The 17,793-nt window shown below is 65.9% G+C and carries 17 protein-coding genes and 1 pseudogene; 14 read left to right on the forward strand and 4 right to left on the reverse strand.

Features of this window, described 5'->3' with window-relative positions; all coding sequences use genetic code 11:
* Nucleotides 1-118 precede the first annotated feature (118 nt).
* The 6 genes from QMG84_RS12580 (at nt 119) to QMG84_RS12605 (ending at nt 6,635) form a co-directional block, all read left to right on the forward strand.
* A complete protein-coding gene (locus QMG84_RS12580; protein WP_202073520.1) occupies nt 119-715 on the forward strand; it encodes a polysaccharide biosynthesis/export family protein in 597 nt (198 codons plus the stop codon).
* A gap of 34 nt (nt 716-749) precedes the next feature.
* The gene (locus QMG84_RS12585; RefSeq protein WP_281928262.1) at nt 750-1,922 is read left to right on the forward strand and encodes a glycosyltransferase; all 1,173 of its coding nucleotides are present in this window, start codon (nt 750-752) and stop codon (nt 1,920-1,922) included.
* A gap of 16 nt (nt 1,923-1,938) precedes the next feature.
* The gene (locus QMG84_RS12590) at nt 1,939-3,477 is read left to right on the forward strand and encodes an undecaprenyl-phosphate glucose phosphotransferase (RefSeq protein WP_281928264.1); all 1,539 of its coding nucleotides are present in this window, start codon (nt 1,939-1,941) and stop codon (nt 3,475-3,477) included.
* A gap of 20 nt (nt 3,478-3,497) precedes the next feature.
* The gene (locus tag QMG84_RS12595) at nt 3,498-3,878 is read left to right on the forward strand and encodes a DUF423 domain-containing protein (RefSeq protein WP_281928266.1); all 381 of its coding nucleotides are present in this window, start codon (nt 3,498-3,500) and stop codon (nt 3,876-3,878) included.
* A gap of 71 nt (nt 3,879-3,949) precedes the next feature.
* A complete protein-coding gene (locus QMG84_RS12600; protein ID WP_281928267.1) occupies nt 3,950-4,390 on the forward strand; it encodes a response regulator in 441 nt (146 codons plus the stop codon).
* Nucleotides 4,391-4,730: 340 nt separating this feature from the next.
* Entirely contained in the window at nt 4,731-6,635 is a 1,905-nt protein-coding gene (locus QMG84_RS12605; RefSeq protein ID WP_281928268.1) for an AsmA family protein, read from the forward strand.
* A 3-nt stretch (nt 6,636-6,638) separates the two neighbouring features.
* Here QMG84_RS12605 and QMG84_RS12610 read toward each other — a convergent pair whose 3' ends face one another.
* The 3 genes from QMG84_RS12610 to QMG84_RS12620 all read right to left on the reverse strand — a co-directional run bounded on the left by QMG84_RS12610 (nt 6,639) and on the right by QMG84_RS12620 (nt 9,308).
* Nucleotides 6,639-6,935 (reverse strand): hypothetical protein, encoded by a 297-nt coding sequence (locus tag QMG84_RS12610; RefSeq protein WP_281928270.1) that lies wholly within the window; start codon nt 6,933-6,935, stop codon nt 6,639-6,641.
* Nucleotides 6,936-7,041: 106 nt separating this feature from the next.
* Complete coding sequence (locus tag QMG84_RS12615; RefSeq protein WP_202073526.1) at nt 7,042-7,245, reverse strand: hypothetical protein; 204 nt, start codon at nt 7,243-7,245, stop codon at nt 7,042-7,044.
* Between the two features lie 338 nt (nt 7,246-7,583).
* Nucleotides 7,584-9,308, reverse strand: coding sequence for an aq_1923 C-terminal domain (locus QMG84_RS12620; protein WP_281928271.1), 1,725 nt, complete (start codon nt 9,306-9,308; stop codon nt 7,584-7,586).
* Nucleotides 9,309-9,695: 387 nt separating this feature from the next.
* On the opposite strand from QMG84_RS12620, the gene QMG84_RS12625 reads away from it, so the two are divergent.
* The 5 genes from QMG84_RS12625 to QMG84_RS12645 all read left to right on the forward strand — a co-directional run bounded on the left by QMG84_RS12625 (nt 9,696) and on the right by QMG84_RS12645 (nt 14,141).
* On the forward strand, nt 9,696-10,229 hold the full coding sequence (locus tag QMG84_RS12625) for a SixA phosphatase family protein (RefSeq protein ID WP_281928272.1): 534 nt from the start codon (nt 9,696-9,698) through the stop codon (nt 10,227-10,229).
* A 30-nt stretch (nt 10,230-10,259) separates the two neighbouring features.
* A complete protein-coding gene (locus QMG84_RS12630) occupies nt 10,260-11,351 on the forward strand; it encodes a hypothetical protein (RefSeq protein WP_281928274.1) in 1,092 nt (363 codons plus the stop codon).
* Between the two features lie 49 nt (nt 11,352-11,400).
* Complete coding sequence (gene aroC, locus QMG84_RS12635) at nt 11,401-12,474, forward strand: chorismate synthase (RefSeq protein WP_281928276.1); 1,074 nt, start codon at nt 11,401-11,403, stop codon at nt 12,472-12,474.
* A 331-nt stretch (nt 12,475-12,805) separates the two neighbouring features.
* Entirely contained in the window at nt 12,806-13,810 is a 1,005-nt protein-coding gene (locus QMG84_RS12640) for a histone deacetylase family protein (RefSeq protein WP_281928278.1), read from the forward strand.
* Between the two features lie 10 nt (nt 13,811-13,820).
* Nucleotides 13,821-14,141: a hypothetical protein gene (locus QMG84_RS12645; protein WP_281928280.1), complete on the forward strand. Its 321-nt coding sequence runs from the start codon at nt 13,821-13,823 to the stop codon at nt 14,139-14,141.
* Nucleotides 14,142-14,144: 3 nt separating this feature from the next.
* On the opposite strand, the pseudogene QMG84_RS12650 reads toward QMG84_RS12645, so the two are convergent.
* Nucleotides 14,145-14,898: pseudogene (locus QMG84_RS12650) on the reverse strand (phosphodiester glycosidase family protein).
* A 127-nt stretch (nt 14,899-15,025) separates the two neighbouring features.
* Between QMG84_RS12650 and QMG84_RS12655 the strand changes: the two are divergent.
* The 3 genes from QMG84_RS12655 (at nt 15,026) to QMG84_RS12665 (ending at nt 17,793) form a co-directional block, all read left to right on the forward strand.
* Complete coding sequence (locus tag QMG84_RS12655; RefSeq protein WP_281928282.1) at nt 15,026-15,415, forward strand: hypothetical protein; 390 nt, start codon at nt 15,026-15,028, stop codon at nt 15,413-15,415.
* A 75-nt stretch (nt 15,416-15,490) separates the two neighbouring features.
* Nucleotides 15,491-16,573 (forward strand): 3,4-dihydroxy-2-butanone-4-phosphate synthase, encoded by a 1,083-nt coding sequence (gene ribB / locus QMG84_RS12660; protein WP_281928284.1) that lies wholly within the window; start codon nt 15,491-15,493, stop codon nt 16,571-16,573.
* 125 nt (nt 16,574-16,698) lie between these two features.
* Entirely contained in the window at nt 16,699-17,793 is a 1,095-nt protein-coding gene (locus QMG84_RS12665) for a right-handed parallel beta-helix repeat-containing protein (protein WP_281928285.1), read from the forward strand.

Raw genomic sequence — 17,793 nt, forward strand, 5'->3', positions numbered from 1 at the left:
GAGGCGGGGTTAAGCCGCGCCCGGCCGGCCAGGTCAAAGTTTGTTAACCATGAAGCAATAAAAGGAAGCCGTCGCCCTGCGGCGGTCTTTTGATTTGTTTACAAGGCACGGAACCGAAATGGCGAAGATACTCGCCTCGAAGAGGGTCGCCCGCAAGACGCTTGCCTTGGCGATGGCAATGATGACGAGCGCTTTTCTGTCGTCCTGCGCGGCGCCTGGCACTTATCGGGGGGAGCTCCTCGTCGCCACCGCCGACGCCCCCTACACCCTCGCCGCCGGCGACAGGTTGCGGGTGATCGTTTTCGGCCAGGACTCGCTTTCAAACAGCTATTCGGTCGATGGCGCGGGGCGCATCGCCATGCCGCTCATCGGATCCGTGCCCGTGCAGGGCCGCACCGTGCCCGACGTCGAGCGCGAGATCGCCGCCCGGCTGCGCAACGGCTTCATCCGCGAGCCGCGCGTTTCCGTCGAGGTCGAAGCTTTCCGGCCCTTCTTCGTGCTCGGGGAAGTGACGACCGCCGGCCAATATCCCTTCCTCGAGGGCATGACCGCACGCACGGCCGTCGCCATCGCGGGCGGCTTCAGCCCGCGCGGCTATCAAGGCGGCGTGGACATCACGCGCATGATCGACGGCTATCCCGTCACCGGCCGCGTGCCGCTCGATACGCCGGTCAGGCCCGGCGACACAATCACTGTCAAAGAACGAATTTTCTAACCGAAAGGGCGGTTGTGGCCCCTTGCGAAACAATATGGATGGACATGAGGCGCTGCGCGTTCTGCATGTAATGCGCGCGCCGGTCGGCGGCCTGTTCAGGCATGTCGCCGACCTCGCGCGCGCGCAGGCGCAAGACGGCCATAGCGTAGGCGTTGTCGCGGATTCTCTGACCGGCGGCGACGCCGCGGCGCGTGCGCTCGCGGAGCTTTCGCCCCATCTTGCTCTTGGCGTAAGCCGCTTTCCGATGCGGCGCCTGCCCCACCCCGGCGACCTCGTGGCGGGCTGGCGGATTGCCCGCCTGATCCAAAGCCTGTCTCCAGACATCGTTCACGGGCACGGCGCCAAAGGCGGGCTCTATGCGCGCCTTCCGGCCTTGGCGCCCCTGTTTCCCAAACCGGCGCGACCGCTGGCGCGCGTTTACACGCCGCATGGCGGAAGCCTACATTTCCGCACGAGCACGTTTTCCGGACAAGTTTTCTTTACCGCCGAGCGCATAATGGGCCGCGTGACGGATCTGATGCCATTCGAGAGCGATTTTGCGCGGCGGCGCTTCCATGAAGCGGTCGAGCCGCCGCGCGCGCTGACGCCCGTCGTCCACAACGGTCTCGCGCCGAGCGAATTCGAGCCGGCGCTTCCCGCGCCAGACGCCGCGGATTTTCTGTTCGTCGGCGAAATTCGGGCGGCCAAGGGCGTGGAGGAATTGCTTCACGCCTTTCGCGCTCTGCCCGATCATCTCAGCCTCGCGCTCGTCGGCTCCGGACCGGACGAAGCCGCCTTTCGCGATTTGTCCGATCGCCTCGGCCTCACGCCCCGCGTCCGCTTCCTCCCGCGCATGCCCACGCGCGAGGCGCTGCGTTGCGGCCGCATTCTCATCGTCCCCAGCCGCGCCGAGTCTCTGCCCTACATCGTCCTGGAGGCCATCGCGGCAAGCATCCCTGTCGTCGCGACCAATGTCGGGGGCGTGCCGGAAATCTATGGGGAAGAGGCGCATCGCCTCGTTCCGCCGCAGGATGCGCCTGCGCTCGCAGCCGCCATGCGCGAGATGCTGGAGACGCCGCCCGAGGCGCGCGCGGCGCTCGCCCAACGCATGGCGGATGTCATTCGCGCGCGCTTCACTGTCGCCTCCATGAATGAAGGCGTGCTACGCGGGTATCGCGACGCGCTCGCGTCTGCGCGCATGCGCGCCTCATCTGGCGGCGTTTTTTAAATTTGGAGAGAAAGAAATGGGCGCTTTTGCCGCCGGCGACATGAAGGGCGGGCCTCATGATAAAGACCGCGCCGACAAGGAGACGAGCGAGAAAGCCTCGTTGAGCCCGACGCTGGCGGAAATCGCCAGCAACAGCACGCCCGGAAAGGCCTATTCGCCGATTGTGCTCGCCGGGAGCGTGCGGCTCATCGAGCTCGTCATGCTTCTTGGCGCCGGCGTTCTGGTTCACGAGCTGCATGTCGCGCCGAACTGGGGAAGGTCGCTCGACTATTATCTGGTGATGCCGGCCATGGCGCTGGCGGCGGTCGCGGTCATGCAGTCTTTGGGGCTTTACTCGACGGCGTCCTTTCGCGCGCCGATCCGCGACGGAATGAAGGCCGCCGCCGCCTGGACGCTCGTCTTTATCTTCGCCCTTGTCGTCCTGTTCTTCTTCAAGCTCGACGATTCTTTCTCGCGCGTCTGGCTCCTCGGCTGGTATGCGCTCGGTCTCGCGCTGCTCGCCGGCGAGCGGCTGGCGCTTTCCGTCATTGTCCGCGTCCTCACCCGCCAGGGGAAGCTCGAGCGCCGCACCGTGATCGTTGGCGGCGGCGAACTGGCCGATCCGGTCCTGCGGGAGCTTGCGGCGCAGGAAAGCGGCGATCTGCGCATTCTCGGCCTTTTCGACGACCGCGCCGACGCGCGCTCGCCCGATGTCGTCGCCGGCTATCCCAAGCTCGGCGCCGTCGCTGATCTCGTCGACTTCGCGCGTCATACGCGCATCGACCTCATCATCTTCACTTTGCCGATCACGGCCGAGGAACGCATTCTGGAGATGCTGCGCAAGCTCTGGGTGCTGCCGATCGACATAAGGCTGGCGGCGCACACAAATAAGCTCCGCTTCCGTCCGCGCTCTTATTCCTACATCGGCAATGTTCCGGTGATCGATATTTTCGACAAGCCGATCGCCGACTGGGACGTCGTCGTCAAGAATATCTTCGACAGGGTCGTCGGCGCGATGTGCCTGATCCTCGCCGCGCCGATCATGGCGCTCATCGCCATCGCCGTGAAGCTCGACTCGCCCGGACCGATCCTGTTCAGGCAACTGCGCCACGGCTTCAACAACGAGAATATCGAGGTCTACAAGTTTCGCTCGATGTATGTCGACAAGCTCGACCACTCTGCGGCGAAACAAGTGACCCGCAACGATCCGCGCGTTACGCGCGTCGGCCGCTTCATCCGCAAGACCTCGCTCGACGAACTGCCGCAGCTCTTCAATGTCGTCTTCAAAGGCAATCTATCGCTTGTCGGCCCGCGTCCGCATGCGATCATCGCGCGCGCCGCCGAGCACGTCTATGAAGAGGTCGTCGACGGCTATTTCGCCCGCCATCGCGTCAAGCCCGGCATCACCGGCTGGGCGCAGATCAACGGATGGCGCGGCGAAACGGACACGCCCGAAAAGATTCAAAAGCGGGTCGAATGCGACCTCTATTACATCGAAAACTGGTCCATTCTGCTCGACGTCTATATTCTGGCGATGACGCCATTCGCGCTCCTCAAGGCTGAAAACGCCTATTGAGCGCCGAGAGGAGAACCCGCGTGAATAAAGGCGCGATCATTGCCACCATCGCGGCGCTGCAGGGCGCGGCCGGCGTGTCTCTCGCCGCGGCGGCCGCGCATGTCGACGCCAATCCCCTGCTCGCGACCGCGAGCCAGTTCCTGATGATCCACGCCGGCGTGGGATTAGGGCTCTCGGCGCTGGCGCGCAACAAGCCGCTCTTTCCCGGCCTTTTGACGAGCGCCGCATTCGCCCTGCAGGCCGGCGTGACGTTGTTTTCCGCCGACCTCGCGGCGCGCGTCTACCTGGGGGGAAAGCTCTTTCCCTTCGCCGCGCCCAGCGGCGGCTCGCTGACCATCATCGCCTGGCTTGCGCTGGCGCTTTGGGGCGCGAGGAGAACCAGCCGCGCCGACTGCGACTGAATTGCAACAGTCGACAAGCTTTTGAGGCGAGCGCTGGACTCGTGCGGTGAACGGCCGCACGATCCTTGCTTATGTCTGTCTCGGACGCGCCACACCCCAGACCCGGCGGCGCATCGAGCGATGCGCCGCAACGGCCGAGCGACCCCCTGCTCGGACGCAGGGTGCTGATTGTCGAAGATGACCCCTATATCTCGCTCGCTCTGGAAGAAACGCTGACGGATTTCGGCCTTGTCGTCGCCGGCTCGGCCCGGACTTTATCCCAGGCCGTGCTGCTCGCGCGAACCGCCGCCTTCGACATTGCGCTCCTCGACGTGAATATTGGATCGGACAGGATCGACCCGGTCGCCGACGCAATTTCCGCGCGCCAAATTCCTTTCGTCTTTACGACAGGTTGCGGTCGCGCCGGGCTTCCCGAAAGCTATCTGCTTCGGCCCATTATCGAGAAGCCTTTTTATGTCGAAGAGATCCTCCGGACGTTGCGCGAGCAGCTCGCTCTCGCGCGAAGCGGCTAACGACGCCTGCCCATCCCTCCCCCGCTTCGCGTGCCGGCGCATGCGTCATGGCCGGGCTTGTCCCGGCCATCCACGCCGCGCAACATCAGCCAATGCCGGAGAGCAATTGGAACATTCGCAACGACGAAAGGAACGGGGCCTTGAGCCTCCAAAGCCCTGCAGGATCTTCATCCGCAGTAATAACGCGTCTTGTTAGCCTTGCCCCTCGGCGTGGGTGGCCGGGACAAGCCCGGCCATGACGGGCCCCAGGATGTGTGACACAGGGAGCCATATTTCGTGTCCGCCACTTTATCGCCGCGCTTGCCCGCGAGAACGAAATGAAAGCCAAGGAGAGATGAGCTTGTCGTCGGATGCGGAAGGCGATCCCAAGCAGGCGCCCAGCGCGCGGGGCCGGTTTTCGTGGGTTGCCGCGAACAAGCGCAACCTGCTGATCGGCGCCATGACGGCTCTTCTCGGCGTCTGCGGCGTCGCGGTCGCCGTCGCGCCCTGGCTCTATTCCTCGACAGCCGCGCAATCCGCGATCGCCGCACAGCTCCAGGACGCGACGGGCCTCTACATCCAGGCGCATGGCAAGCCGCGCCTCCTGCTGGCCCCCCGCCCCCACGTTTCGATCGAAGGCGTCGCCTTCGCCGATCACAACGGCGCCCTTGTCATCCAGGCGGAGGAGCTTTTCGGCGGGCTGAAGCTGCTGCCCCTCCTCTCCGGCCGGCTCGACGTCGACTCGATCACCCTGAAACGCCCGCGCATCAAGGTCGATCTCGACCAGAAACCGATCGACGCGCCCGGCGCCGCCTCGCGCGCCGCCGCCACCCAGCCGGCGAGCCCGGCCGCCCAAAAGGCCGATAATTTCCGCCTCGGCGTCCTCAACCTCGTCGATGGTTCGCTGCGGCTGAGACGAAACGGCAAAGACTACGCGGCGGATCGCGTGTCGGCGACGCTCGACTGGCGCAAGATCGGCGAGCCGGCGGCGTTGACCAGCGCCTTCGACTGGCGGGGCGAACGTTTGCAGCTCATTCTCTGGGTCGCGCGGCCCGGCATGCTGCTGCGCGGCGATCCTTCGGTCGTCACCGCCCGGCTCGACGGCGAAAGCCTGAAGCTCGAGGCGCAAGGCGTGGTGGAAGCGAGCGCCAATGCGCGTTACGCGGGGCGCGTCGCCGGTTCAGCCGCATCGGTGCGGCAAGCGCTCAATCTCTTCGATCTCGAAGCGCCCCTGCCCGGCCCCTTCGGGGATGCGCAGTTTTCCGCTCAGGCGGCAATCACGGCGCGGGAAGCCGCGCTCAAAGATCTGCATGTCCATGTCGACGGCAATGCGTTCGAGGGCGACATCACCTTACGCGACGACGACGGCAAGCCCTGTCTCACCGCCGCCTTGAAGAGCGATTTCGTCGCGCTGAAGCCAATGCTCGCCGACGCGCCGCCCCTGCTCGGGCCCGATGGGCAATGGAGCCGCGAGCCGCTCGATCCGCCCAATCTTTCCGGGGTCGACGTCGACCTCGACGTCACCGCCCGCCACGCCCGGCTTGGTCGGCTCACGATCGACGAAGCCCGCATCTTCCTTGCGCTGCGCGACGGCGTGCTCGACCTCTCGCTGGCCGAGGCCCGGGCCTATCGGGGCGCGCTGAAGGCGCACGCCACCTTCAAGCCGGCCGACGGCGCGCTGGCCGTGCACGCCTCGGCGCAGACCGCCGGCGTCGACGCCCGCGCCCTGCTCTGGGACGCGCTCGGCACGCAGACGCTCGGCGGCACGCTCGATTCCTCGCTCGCGCTCGACGCCTCGGGCGCCGCCGTCGCCGACATGATGCACAGTCTGAACGGCAGGTTTTCGGCGGCCTTGAGCGACGGCGAGATCACCGGCGTGGATTTCGAACGCGCGCTTCGCCGCTTCGAGAAGCGCCCGCTCTCCAGCGCTCAGGCCGCCCGCTCGGGCAGCTCGGCGCTTCAGAATGCGCGCCTGAGTCTCCTCATCGAAAACGGCGTCGGCGCGCTGAGCGAGGGCGCGGCCCATGGGCCCGGTTTCGCCTTGCGCTTCGAAGGGAGCGCCAATCTCGCGGAGCGTATCCTGGCGCTGAAAGCCGCCGCCCAGGAGGCCGACGCCGCCGGCAAGCCGCGCGATAAGGGCCTGCAGATCGCTTTCGATCTCGCCGGCGGCTGGGACGAGCTGCGCCTCGCGCCCGATCCCCAAGCCTTCATTCGCCGCTCGGGCGCCGCGGCCCCTTTGCTGCCCGAGGCTCCGCCGATCGAATAGTCTTTACGCCGCCTCGGTTTCGCGCGGGGCGTGCTCGAGAAGCTCCGTCAGAGAGCTGGGAATGTCGAGATAACGGAACCGCCGCAGCTCGAAGCCGATCCCCACGAGGCCCCAGGGCGGCGTATAGGTCTGCCAGGGCGGGATTTCGCCCAGGACCACGACATAGCCGCCGTCGATCGCCGGCGCGATTCGCTCGACCGTGTAAATAGCGCCACGCCGCAGGCCGCCGTCGCCATAGCGTCCGGGCCGGGCTTCGACGCAGACGACCTCCGTTCCGGGAGGGGTGTCCGGGCTGATCATCTTGCTTCCTCACCTGAAAGCGGGCGGCGCACGCCGCGCCCTCATGCGCTGATATGGAGGGCGCGGCGGCTCCGGAAGCAAGACGCAAATCGTCAGCGCAGGCGGCTCACCAGAATTTGAACAAGCCGAGCAGACCTTTTTTCAACTTCTTACGATCGAGCGCCGCGAGCTCGTCATAGATTTTCCGGGCGTCGGCGCGCAGCGCCAGCAACTCGTCGTCGGGAACCTCGAAGTTGATGGCGGCGAGGCGTAGCTGGCGACGCGCTTCGTCGAGCCTCGTCTGTGCGTCGGCAATCAGAGCATGCAACATTGTTCTCCCCTCTTCAGGTGAGCGTGGCCGATTTTTCGGCGCTTTTTGCCCATCCGCAGGTATTTTAAGCGGAAATGACAGCGATGAAAATGGCGGGCGCCGCGCTGCAAAAACTGGCCCCGCCTTGGTCGAGATCGCCATTTCCTTGGGCGGCGCGGATTTTGAGGCCGTTTATACGAGATCCGCTTGATTAGTTTGCGCCATTCCCGACGCTCGCGCTGCGAGCGATCGGGCATCCAGAGCCAAACCAGCGCTTTTGTGGCTCTGGATTCCCGATCGGGCCTTCGGCACGTCGGGAATGACAAGCGCCAGTCCGAGCTATTCAAACGGAAACGATATTACCTCTCGGCGACCGCCTCCACCTCCATGCTCTCCAATATGTCCCCCGGCCTGCGCGCCATCGCGTCCAGCGCATTGACGCCCTTCTCGGAGACGAGGCGCACATGCAGCCGCTTGGGCTTCATGACATAGGCGGCCACGGCGTCAGCGATCTTGCGCGCCTTTTCGCCGCCGCCGAACACGACAGCAACGGCGGCGGCCGCCGTTTTGGCGTAGTCGGCGCGCAGCTTGTCGACCGGCTTCTTCTCGGTTTTCGATTCGAGCGCCAGCACCCGCTCGACTAGCGCGCCGCCGTCGAGCGTCAGCTCCGCCGATGTCAGCGACGACGCCAGCAAAGCGGCCCTGGAGACGATCGCCATGGGCGAAAAAACGGCCGCCGACACGCCGCCGAAAGTCACATTGAGCGTCGCCGCGCCCATGTCCTTCCCTTCGACGCGCAAGGGCGCAAAAACCGCCTCCTGAGTCTTCTCGCGCCATTCCCCGGCAAGCGAGGCCGAGAGATCGAGAGTGCGATAGCCCAGCGCCAGAAACTGCGCCGTCGACGGCGCTTCGCCGCGCGACGCGAGGTCGATGGCGAGCTGGTCCATGCGCCCGGAGAGTTTCGTCGGCGCAATTTCACGGAAGTCGGCGAAATCCGCCTCGGCGCCCGCGAGGCTGAATTTCATGCGCGCGCTCTCGCCCAGTCGCGCGTCCGGGAGATCGCCGTCGAGGCCCTTGGCTTCGATATGGCCGACCTGAGGAAAGGGGCTTTCGACGAGAGAAGCGAGACGCGCGTCGCGCAGGCCGAAGCGCTTCAGCGCCAGCCGCCCGCCATCGGAGGCGACGAGCGAGAGGTCCTCCAGCGCGAGGCTCCCGACCGCGCCATTGGCGACGCCGGCAGCGGCGATGCGGCCGATTTTCACCGTATAGGGGCTCTCTGCCGGCGCGCCCTTGCCCGTGGCGGCAATCTCACGAATGTCCAGCGACGCCACGTCGAAAGAAGCAGCCGCGTCGATCACATCCTTCAGCAGCGCCGGATCGGCCTCCGCCTTGTCGGCGTCGAATTTGGCCAGCCGGTCGCGAAGCTGCGGGAGAGGGAAAGGCAGCGCCCTGCCCTTCACGCCCGTGACGGCAAGACGGCCAATCGTCGTCGTCATCCGGCCGGCCTTGTCCTCGATGATAAGCTGCTCGACGCTTTCCTCATCGACGACTGGCTTTGTCGCCTCCTGCGAATCGAGCCGCGTCGCGAGCGCGAGATAGGCAAGCTGGCGCAGGTCGATGCCCTTGGCGACGCTCGCGCCCCAGAGATAATGCTGCGCGCCGCCATCCGGTTTTTCCACCGTCTGCTCGGCGCCCGCCGCCCGCAGGATGGCGATCCTGCCTGCGACGACGTCGGCGGCGTCAATGTCGCGATAGGCGCTTCGCTCGACGACGCCGCCGGCCCTGGTCTCGCTCGTGAGCGCGGGAATGCGAAGGCTTTTGGCCGAGAGGCGCGCAAGCCGCCCATCCACAGCTTTTGCGTCGCCCTTGAAGAGATCGGCGAGATCAATGGCCGACAGGGAAGCGCCTTTGAGCTCCAGATGGGGAATGCGATAGGTCGTGGCGCCGACCGTAAAGGTAAGATTATCCAGGACGATGTCGCTCTCGCCCGCGCGCGGGGCAAGCGGCGCGAGGGCCGCCGCGGCGACGAGGCCGAGGAAAACGAGGCGCGCCAGAACCGCCTTCCTGTGTCTAAGCTCTTGCATGATAGTCACTCTAGGCCCTTGCCCGGGCGGGCGGCGAAGCAGGCAATCGGGTGATAGCTGTTTGGCGTCACGAGCTCCAATACCTCCCCTTTACGGGGAGGTCGGCGGCCAAAGGCCGCCGGGTGGGGTTCGCGCAGCAACGGCAGCCGGTGGGGCTTACCCCACCCGACCCCGCTTCGCGGGGCCACCCTCCCCGTAAAGGGGAGGGATTGGCTCACGCCCAGCTTTCACCCGATTGCCCTGAGGCGAATGGCGGGGCGGAGCTTGCACTGCGGGCCCTACCGGGTAAAGCCTGCGACGATTTCCCCGCATTCCAAGGGGCGTGAGCTGGGTAAATCGCCCGCTCGACGATAGCCCGAGCTTTCGAATGCGTGCTAGAGAGGCGCCATGCGACGACTGCTTCTTCTGCGCCACGGCAAAGCCGACCGACACTCCGCTGGTGGAGACCGCGAGCGCCCACTCACGCGGCGCGGCGAGGACGACTCCCGCCGCATGGGGGCCTTTCTGCATGAGGCCGGCATGACGCCCGATCTCGCCGTCGCCTCGAACGCGCGGCGCGCCAAGCAGACGATGGAGCTGGCGCTGCAAGCCTTTCCCGGCCATGTCACGCATGTCGTCGAAAACACGATCTATCTCGCCGAGGCCGACCACCTCCTCGATGTGCTGCGGCAAACGCCCGACAAGGCGCAAACCCTGCTGGCGGTGGGCCATAATCCAGGCTTCGCCGAACTCGCCGTCTGGCTCGCGGGCAGCGGCGACGAGAAAGAACTCGGCCATATGCGCTCGAGCTTTCCGACGGCCGCGCTTGCCATTCTGGACTTCGATACGGAACACTGGGCCGAGGTCCGCAGAGGCGCCGCGCGACTGCATCGCTTCGTCACGCCCTCGGCGCTCGGCGGCGACGCCGACGATCCGGACTGAGTTTCACCCAAAGGCGCGGGGGCGTGGCGCATGCTGATCGAAACGCTCGTGACGCTGATCGCCGCCGCCGCGCCCGCCAAGCCGCCGCCGCTCGTCATCGCGCCCGCCGCGCTTTTTTGGCGCACGCCGACGCCCGCCTATGCGCCCGAGAAACGCGCCGTCGACAATTGGCGCGTCGAAAGCGCCCTCTGGCTCGACATGAGCCCGCTCGCCGCGGCGAAACGCGCCTTCGACGCCGACGACAACGAACCGGCGCGCTGCGTGAAGCTCAATAATTACTGGTGCGTGAAAAGCGCCGGCTGGAACGGCGAGATCGCCGCCGACGCGGACGGCCATGTCGCCTTTGCCTCGGCCGAGGAAGGCGCCGCCGTCGCCGCTTTGCTGCTGCGGCGCTATTACGTCGACTATAAGCGCCACAGCGCCCGCGCCATTATCGAGCGCTGGGCGCCGGCGCAATGCGCGACTGTGGTGGCGCGCGCGACGCCCCCCGCAGCAGCCGCCCGGCCGGCTCCGAGCCCGGCGACCGGCCCCACGCTGAGCGCCGCGCCGGCCTCGCGGGCCGGCATGATGCGCATGCTGCCGCAGCGCATCGTGCCGATGGGGATCGCGCCGCGCGGCTTGCAGAATACGCTGCGGGCCCGCTGGCTCGCCGCACATGGCCGCGGCGACGTCGGCTGGGGAAGGCGACGCTCCGCCCCCGCCGCGCCGGACCTCATCCCTGCGCCGTCGATCATGGCCGGCGTTTCCGAGGCGCGGCCCAAGCGCGCCAAAACGCTGGCGGCGCCGGCGCCCGACACCCGCCTCGAGGCGACGGCGTCGCTCGCCGCTTTGCCGCCGGCGTTCCCGCCCCTGCCCACCATCGACTGCTCGGGCGAGCTCGCGCGCATCGGCAATTACGCCGCGCATGTCTCGGAAGGAATCGCCGCGACGCCGAACGACGACCTCGCGCTGTTCGACGCAACGGGGCGCCCCACCGACAAGCTCGCCCGGGCGCTGGCCAATATGGCCGCGGTGGAGATCGGCCCGGCCCGGCCGCGCTCGGGGCTTGTGAATGCGGCGGTCGCGCAGTTGCGCCGGCTTTTGGAGAGCCCGGCGACGCCCGAGGCCACCTCGCAGCGCTGAGCCGGCCACTGGGTTTGACCCGCCTGCCCGCGCGACTTAGAACGCGCCAATGTCCCACAACAGCTTCGGCCACCTCTTCCGCGTCACCACTTTCGGCGAAAGCCACGGAATCGCCCTCGGCGCGATCGTCGACGGCTGCCCGCCCGGGATCGCGCTGAGCGAGGCCGACATCCAGGGCTTTCTCGACAAGCGCAAGCCGGGGCAATCGCGTTTCACCACGCAGCGGCGCGAGGCGGACGACGTCAAAATCCTGTCCGGCGTCTTCACTGACGCCGAGGGCCGGCAGGTCACGACCGGCACGCCCATCGCGCTCATGATCGAGAACACCGACCAGCGCTCGAAGGACTATGGCGAGATCGCCAATAAGTACCGCCCCGGACACGCCGATTACGTCTATGAGGCGAAATATGGCATTCGCGACTATCGCGGCGGCGGGCGCTCCTCGGCGCGCGAGACGGCGGCGCGCGTCGCCGCCGGCGCGGTGGCGCGCAAAGTTATTCCCAACGTCTCGATCCGCGGCGCGCTGGTGCAAATCGGGCCGCATAAGATCGACCGCGCCCGCTTCGACTGGGCGGAAGTCGAGCGCAATCCGCTCTTCTGCCCCGACGCCGTCATGGCCGCGCAATGGGCCGACTATCTCGACGGCGTGCGCAAGGCGGGCTCCTCCATCGGCGCCGTTGTGGAGGTTGTGGCCGAAGGCGCGCCGGCCGGCTGGGGCGCGCCGCTCTATGGCAAGCTCGACGCTGATCTCGCGGCGGCCATGATGTCGATCAACGCCGTGAAGGGCGTCGAAATCGGCGACGGCTTCGCGTCCGCGGAGCTGACGGGCGAGGAAAACGCCGACGAGATGCGCGCCGGGCCCACCTTCTTGTCGAACCACGCCGGTGGCGTGCTCGGCGGGATCTCGACGGGACAGCCGATTGTGGCGCGCTTCGCCGTGAAGCCCACCTCGTCGATCTTGACGCCCCGCCGCACGATCGACCGCGCGGGCAATGAGACCGAGATCGTCACCAAGGGCCGTCACGACCCCTGCGTCGGCATCCGCGCCGTTCCGGTGGGAGAGGCGATGATGGCCTGCGTGCTGGCGGACCACTTTCTGCGGCATAGGGGACAGTGCGGGTGAGCGAAGCGCTCCCTTTAACGGGCTAAGCGAGTCACACATTTCGGGGACGTCATGGCCGGGCTTGTCCCGGCCACCCACGCCGAGGGGCTCGGCCTAGCCACGGACAGGACCGGCTCTGCGCCAAAGACCGAGCCGGGCGACATGCGAGTGGATGATTTTTCGAGATTGGCGTCCTCCCGCCCAACACGAGCCGTCACTGCGCGGCGTGGATGGCCGGGACGAGCCCGGCCATGACGGCGTAGTGCAACGGGGAGGTATGGGGCCGCCGCCTCTGCCTGCCACGAACACAATCGATGAGGCGCAGCGGAAATTTCAGAAGGGAGCCCCAATCATGGCCTCGATCACCCGCCGCGCCGCCCTCGCCGGCGCCGCAAGCCTCGCCGCCGTCGGCGCGCAGGCGGGGGCCTCGTCTACGCTCTTCGTCTCCAACCCGGCCGAACTCGAACACGATCCCGGCCCCGGCTTTCCCGACAGTCCCGCGCGGCTGACAGCAATCTTCTCCCAACTCGGCGAGCCCGGCTTCGCCGCGCTCTCGCGCCTCGACGCGAGCGAAGCGTCGCGCGAGGCGCTGCTGCGCGTTCACTCGGCCGCGCATCTTGCGCATCTGGAACAAGCCGCGCCGAAGGAGGGCCAGGCGCGCCTCGGCAATGACCTCGTCATGAGCGCGGGAACGCTGCGCGCCGCCTATCTTGCCGCCGGCGGCGCCGTCGCAGCGGTCGACGCCGTCATGAAAAAGCAGGCGCACAACGCTTTCGTCGCCGCGCGCCCGCCCGGCCATCATGCGCGCGCCGAAGCGCCGATGGGCTTCTGCTTCTTCAACAACGCCGCCATTGCCACGCGCCACGCGTTAGCGGCGCATGGCGCCGAGCGCGTCGGGATCGTCGATTTCGATTTGCACCACGGCAATGGCGTGCAGGAAATTTTCTGGGGCGAGAAGAACGTCCTTTATTGCTCGACGCATCAGATGCCGCTTTATCCCGGCACCGGCGCCGTTACGGAGACCGGCGCTTACGACAACATCGTCAACGCCCCGCTGCGCAAAGGAGATGGCGGCGAAGCCTTTCGCGCCGCGCTCGAGACCCGCATCCTTCCCCGCCTCGACGCCTTCCGGCCGGATATTGTCATTATATGCGCAGGCTTCGACGCGCATCTTCACGATCCGCTCGGCGGGCTGCGTCTCGTGGAAGCGGATTTTCGCGAGGCGACGCTGCGCATCATGGAAGTCGCGGCGCGACGCTGTGAGGGGCGCATCGTATCGCTGCTCGAAGGCGGCTATCGCCCGCCCGATTTGGCGGCGTCCGTCGCGGCGCATGTCGGCGCGCTGATGAGCGCCTGAAGAGGCTCATATGAAGAAAGCTTTTGCCTTGTCGTTCATGGTCGCCGCCTGCCTACCGCCGACAGCGCAAGCCCACCACCTCGACGCCTATGACGCGCGCATCCGCACTGAGGCCAATCTCCCCGCAGCGTGGTTTGCCTGCAAGAAGAGCGACGATTGCGCGCTCGTCTCCGCGCCTTGCCAATCGGGCCTCGCCGTGAGCGCCGCCCATGCAGAGGAAGCGCAGGATAGATTGAACCATACCTATTTCTTCTGCCTCGGCTCGGCGAAGGACGATACGGCCGCTTCCTGCGAAGCGCGCCGCTGCGTCACCGAGCCGAAGAAAAAATAAACCTCAGCGCGCCGCCTTCTCCACAACGCCAATCAGCGGCCCCATCGGATGAAACCGATCGTGGCGCGAGATCGAGGGCGCGTAGAGCGCCGAAGCAGAGCCGCCGTCGAGAAAGAGCGCGTCCGCGCACTTCAGCCGATCGCGAAACAGCGATGCGAATTGGTGGAAGGTGACCGGCTGGTTAGAGATGGCGAAGCGCACGACATGCCCGTCGAAGACCCCGACGCCATTGCGGAACTTCTCCGACGTTCCACTGAATATGCGGATTGATCCGCCCGCCGACCAGCAGCATCGGCCCGGATTGCGTGGCGTAGGCGGCGCGCACGCCCGATCTTAAGAACCGCCCTGTCTCCGTGACGCCGGCCCGCGCGCCGTCGATCCAGAAGACCCCATTCGGCTTCAGGTGGAAATTGCCCGCGCCATTCGCCGTATTGGCGGCGTGCGACATTTTGCCCGCCTCGACATAGAGGCCCACGGGTGAAAAATCCTCGCCATACATCCCCGCATTCATCGCGAAGATGAGGCTTTGCCCTTTCGAGGAAAGATCATCGGCGAGACGGGAGAAAGCGCCATAGGTTTCGCCCCGCGCGTCACGCAGAAACAGCCTGATCGACGTTTTCCGCGCGTCATAGTCGCAGACCGTATAGGAGGCGCCCGCTTGCGACATCTCCGCACAGGCGGCGTCGGCCGCGCGCGGCGCGGCGCAGATCAGGCTCAGCGCAAGCGCTGTGGTTAACTGTCGGTGAGCGATGCGCATGAAGCCCTTTTTGAGCTCGAGGAAACGGGAAAGGCCCGCATTTCGATAAAATTGTTGCGAAAAACCGTTTCTAATTGTCAAGATATTGCGCGCATTCATTGCGGAGCGACAAGGGCAGGAGGCTAGATTGCTCGGCTTCGAAATCTGGAAGAACGGCGAGAAGCTCGCAACGGCTGGCGTCAACGAGAACGGCGTGATTTCCTTCATGCTCACCTGGGTTGGCAAGGGAGCCGGGGCTCCTTTCCTCCTGGCCGACGGCCCTGCCATCGAAGGCCTCGATCTGCGCGTGGGCGGCATCGACGCCTCCGATCCCGCCGGGGAGCAGAGCGTCGAATGGATCGAGGATACGGGCTTGCATATCGGCGACGACATCCGGATCAAGCTCGTTTCCACGGACGCCGTCGACGCCCCTGCCCGCCGCGAGCCGACCGAGGGCCTTCCGGCGGGGCAGCTCCGCTTCCTCCCCTGCACAAACTGCGGCGCGCCGCGCATCGCAGGCGCCACGCCGAGCGAATGAGCGCGATTTGAATCGGCGCGCCTGCGCCGCTACATATGCGGGAGCGGCGCCGTCCGGCGCCTTTTGGAGACCCGCTTGTCCCACTCCATCACCGAGGCCATCGAGGCCATCGCGCGCGGCGAAATTGTCGTCGTCACCGACGACGACGACCGCGAGAATGAAGGCGATCTCGTCATAGCGGCGTCGCTCTGCACGCCCGAGAAAATGGCCTTCATCATCCGCAATTGCTGCGGCATCGTCTGCGCGCCCTTGACGCTCGAAGAGGCGCGGCGGCTCCATCTTGCGCCCATGGTGGCGCAGAACGACGCCCCGCTCGGCACGGCCTTCACCGTCTCGGTCGACGTGCGCCATGGGCTCACGACCGGCATTTCGGCCGAGCAGCGCTGCAATACGGTGCGGGCGCTCGCCAACGGCAATATGGGCGCGGGCGATTTCGTGCGGCCGGGCCATGTCTTCCCGCTCATCGCCAAGGACGGCGGCGTGCTGATGCGCTCCGGCCATACGGAAGCCGCGGTGGATCTGTGCCGGCTCGCCGGCCTGCCGCCGGTCGGCGTCATCTGCGAATTGGCCAATGACGACGGCACGGTGATGACCGGGTCGCAGATCGTCGAATTCGCGCAGAAGCACGGACTCAAGCTCGTCTCGGTCGCCGATCTCATCGCTTACCGCCAGGCGCGCGAGAAGCTGGTCGAGCGCGTCGCCACCTTCCCGGTGCATACGGAATATGGCGATCTCACCGGCCACGCCTATGTCACGCCCTTCGACAGCGTGCAGCATTTCGCCTTTGTGATGGGCTCGATCGGCGACGGCCGCGACGTGCCGGCGCGGCTGCATCGCGCCGATATTCTCGCCGACGTCATGGGCGGCGCGCCGACCATCAAGAAGACCCTCGCGCGCTTCGCCCGCGAGGGGCATGGCGTGCTCGTCTATTTGCGCGACGGCGCGGCCGGCGTGCCGACCAATGTGGTCGGCCTCCCGGACGAGAACGCCGAAGAGACGCGCAAGCGGCAATGGCTCGACGTGGGCCTCGGCGCGCAGATTTTGAAGGACATCGGCGTGTCGTCGATCCGCCTGCGGTCTTCATCCGCAAAGCCGCGGGCGTTTGTGGGACTGTCGGGATTCGGGATCGAGATTACGGCGGTGGAGCCGGTGGAGTAGCGCTCACCCACCGGCAAGGCATTCAATGCTTTCATGACATGCTCGGGCAGACTTCGGCCTGCCCGGCCAGGCTATAGATTTTATGACACTGCCGGATTTCGAGGGCCAAATATTGGGAGAATATTATGAAACGCTTTCTGACTGCGCTTGCCTTGTCGCTCCTTGCTTTCTCGTCGCCGACGCAGGCCGTCGTCATCGCATCAGTTTCGGATTATGGCGCGAATGGCGCTGACGCGAACGACGACACCGCCGCCTTCAATAACTGCCTCGCCGCCAATAAGACCTGCTGGGTCGACGCAGGCAGTTACATTGTCGGCAATGTGCATATGAACTCTGGAAACCGACTGCAAGGCTTGGCCGTCCAGCAATATGGCATGGACAACGCCACGAACACGGCGACCCGGCCGATCCTCAAGGGCAAGGCGGGATCGGCCTATCTTCTCGACGTCACATCGGTCACCGACGGCGGCGCGATTGTCGGCCTCTTCCTCGACTGCGCGTCATCCAACATGACCGGCATTTCGCACGGCAGCTTTTCGCTCAGCATCGACAATCTGACTGTTGTTAATTGCGGCGTGGGTCTCGGCGGCGTCAATGCGCCCTATACGAGCTTCATGCGCATCACTAACAGCACCTTCGGCGCGAATAACACTGGAATCATGAATATCATCGATTCCTATCTGTCGAACGTCGACTTCGCCAATAATTGGGGGCCTGGACTCGACCTGCGCTCGGGGAGCAACGCGAACACCATCACGAACACACGCTTCGAATGGAATAATGGGCCGGGGATTTCCACCTGGGCCAGCGGCGCCGACGCGGCGTTTGGCAATAATGTTTCGAACTGCTTCTTCGATCGCAACGGCAAGGCCGCCATCGTGCTCGAACATGCGATCAATTGGAACATCTCGAATAATTTCTTCTATCGGAACGGACGCCTCGCAACAGTCGCCTCCGAAAACGCGCAGATCACCATGGCCAATTCGAGCAAGATCACCATCACGGGCGGATCGAGCGAGACGGGCAAGGACAACGATGGGGCTGGCGCGCGCACCCCCAGCTATGTCGTCTCCTACGGCTCCGGGAACAGTTACTTCGCGCTGCGCGGATTGATCGCCGGCGGCAAATATTCGGCGACAAATATTCACGGCGGCTACACCGTTGCGCCCACTCTCGGCGCCGCGCCCACGACCGGCAGCCTGATCGACCCGATCTACTGA

It is taken from the genome of Methylocystis iwaonis (assembly GCF_027925385.1).
Taxonomy (GTDB): Bacteria; Pseudomonadota; Alphaproteobacteria; order Rhizobiales; family Beijerinckiaceae; genus Methylocystis; species Methylocystis iwaonis.

Coding starts and splice junctions, on each gene's coding strand:
- QMG84_RS12580 (WP_202073520.1), top strand. CDS start 119: ATGGCGAAGATACTCGCCTCGAAGAGGGTCGCCCGCAAGACGCTTGCC.
- QMG84_RS12585 (WP_281928262.1), top strand. CDS start 750: ATGGATGGACATGAGGCGCTGCGCGTTCTGCATGTAATGCGCGCGCCG.
- QMG84_RS12590 (WP_281928264.1), top strand. CDS start 1,939: ATGGGCGCTTTTGCCGCCGGCGACATGAAGGGCGGGCCTCATGATAAA.
- QMG84_RS12600 (WP_281928267.1), top strand. CDS start 3,950: ATGTCTGTCTCGGACGCGCCACACCCCAGACCCGGCGGCGCATCGAGC.
- QMG84_RS12610 (WP_281928270.1), bottom strand. CDS start 6,935: ATGATCAGCCCGGACACCCCTCCCGGAACGGAGGTCGTCTGCGTCGAA.
- QMG84_RS12615 (WP_202073526.1), bottom strand. CDS start 7,245: ATGTTGCATGCTCTGATTGCCGACGCACAGACGAGGCTCGACGAAGCG.
- QMG84_RS12620 (WP_281928271.1), bottom strand. CDS start 9,308: ATGCAAGAGCTTAGACACAGGAAGGCGGTTCTGGCGCGCCTCGTTTTC.
- QMG84_RS12625 (WP_281928272.1), top strand. CDS start 9,696: ATGCGACGACTGCTTCTTCTGCGCCACGGCAAAGCCGACCGACACTCC.
- QMG84_RS12630 (WP_281928274.1), top strand. CDS start 10,260: ATGCTGATCGAAACGCTCGTGACGCTGATCGCCGCCGCCGCGCCCGCC.
- aroC (WP_281928276.1), top strand. CDS start 11,401: ATGTCCCACAACAGCTTCGGCCACCTCTTCCGCGTCACCACTTTCGGC.
- QMG84_RS12640 (WP_281928278.1), top strand. CDS start 12,806: ATGGCCTCGATCACCCGCCGCGCCGCCCTCGCCGGCGCCGCAAGCCTC.
- QMG84_RS12645 (WP_281928280.1), top strand. CDS start 13,821: ATGAAGAAAGCTTTTGCCTTGTCGTTCATGGTCGCCGCCTGCCTACCG.
- QMG84_RS12665 (WP_281928285.1), top strand. CDS start 16,699: ATGAAACGCTTTCTGACTGCGCTTGCCTTGTCGCTCCTTGCTTTCTCG.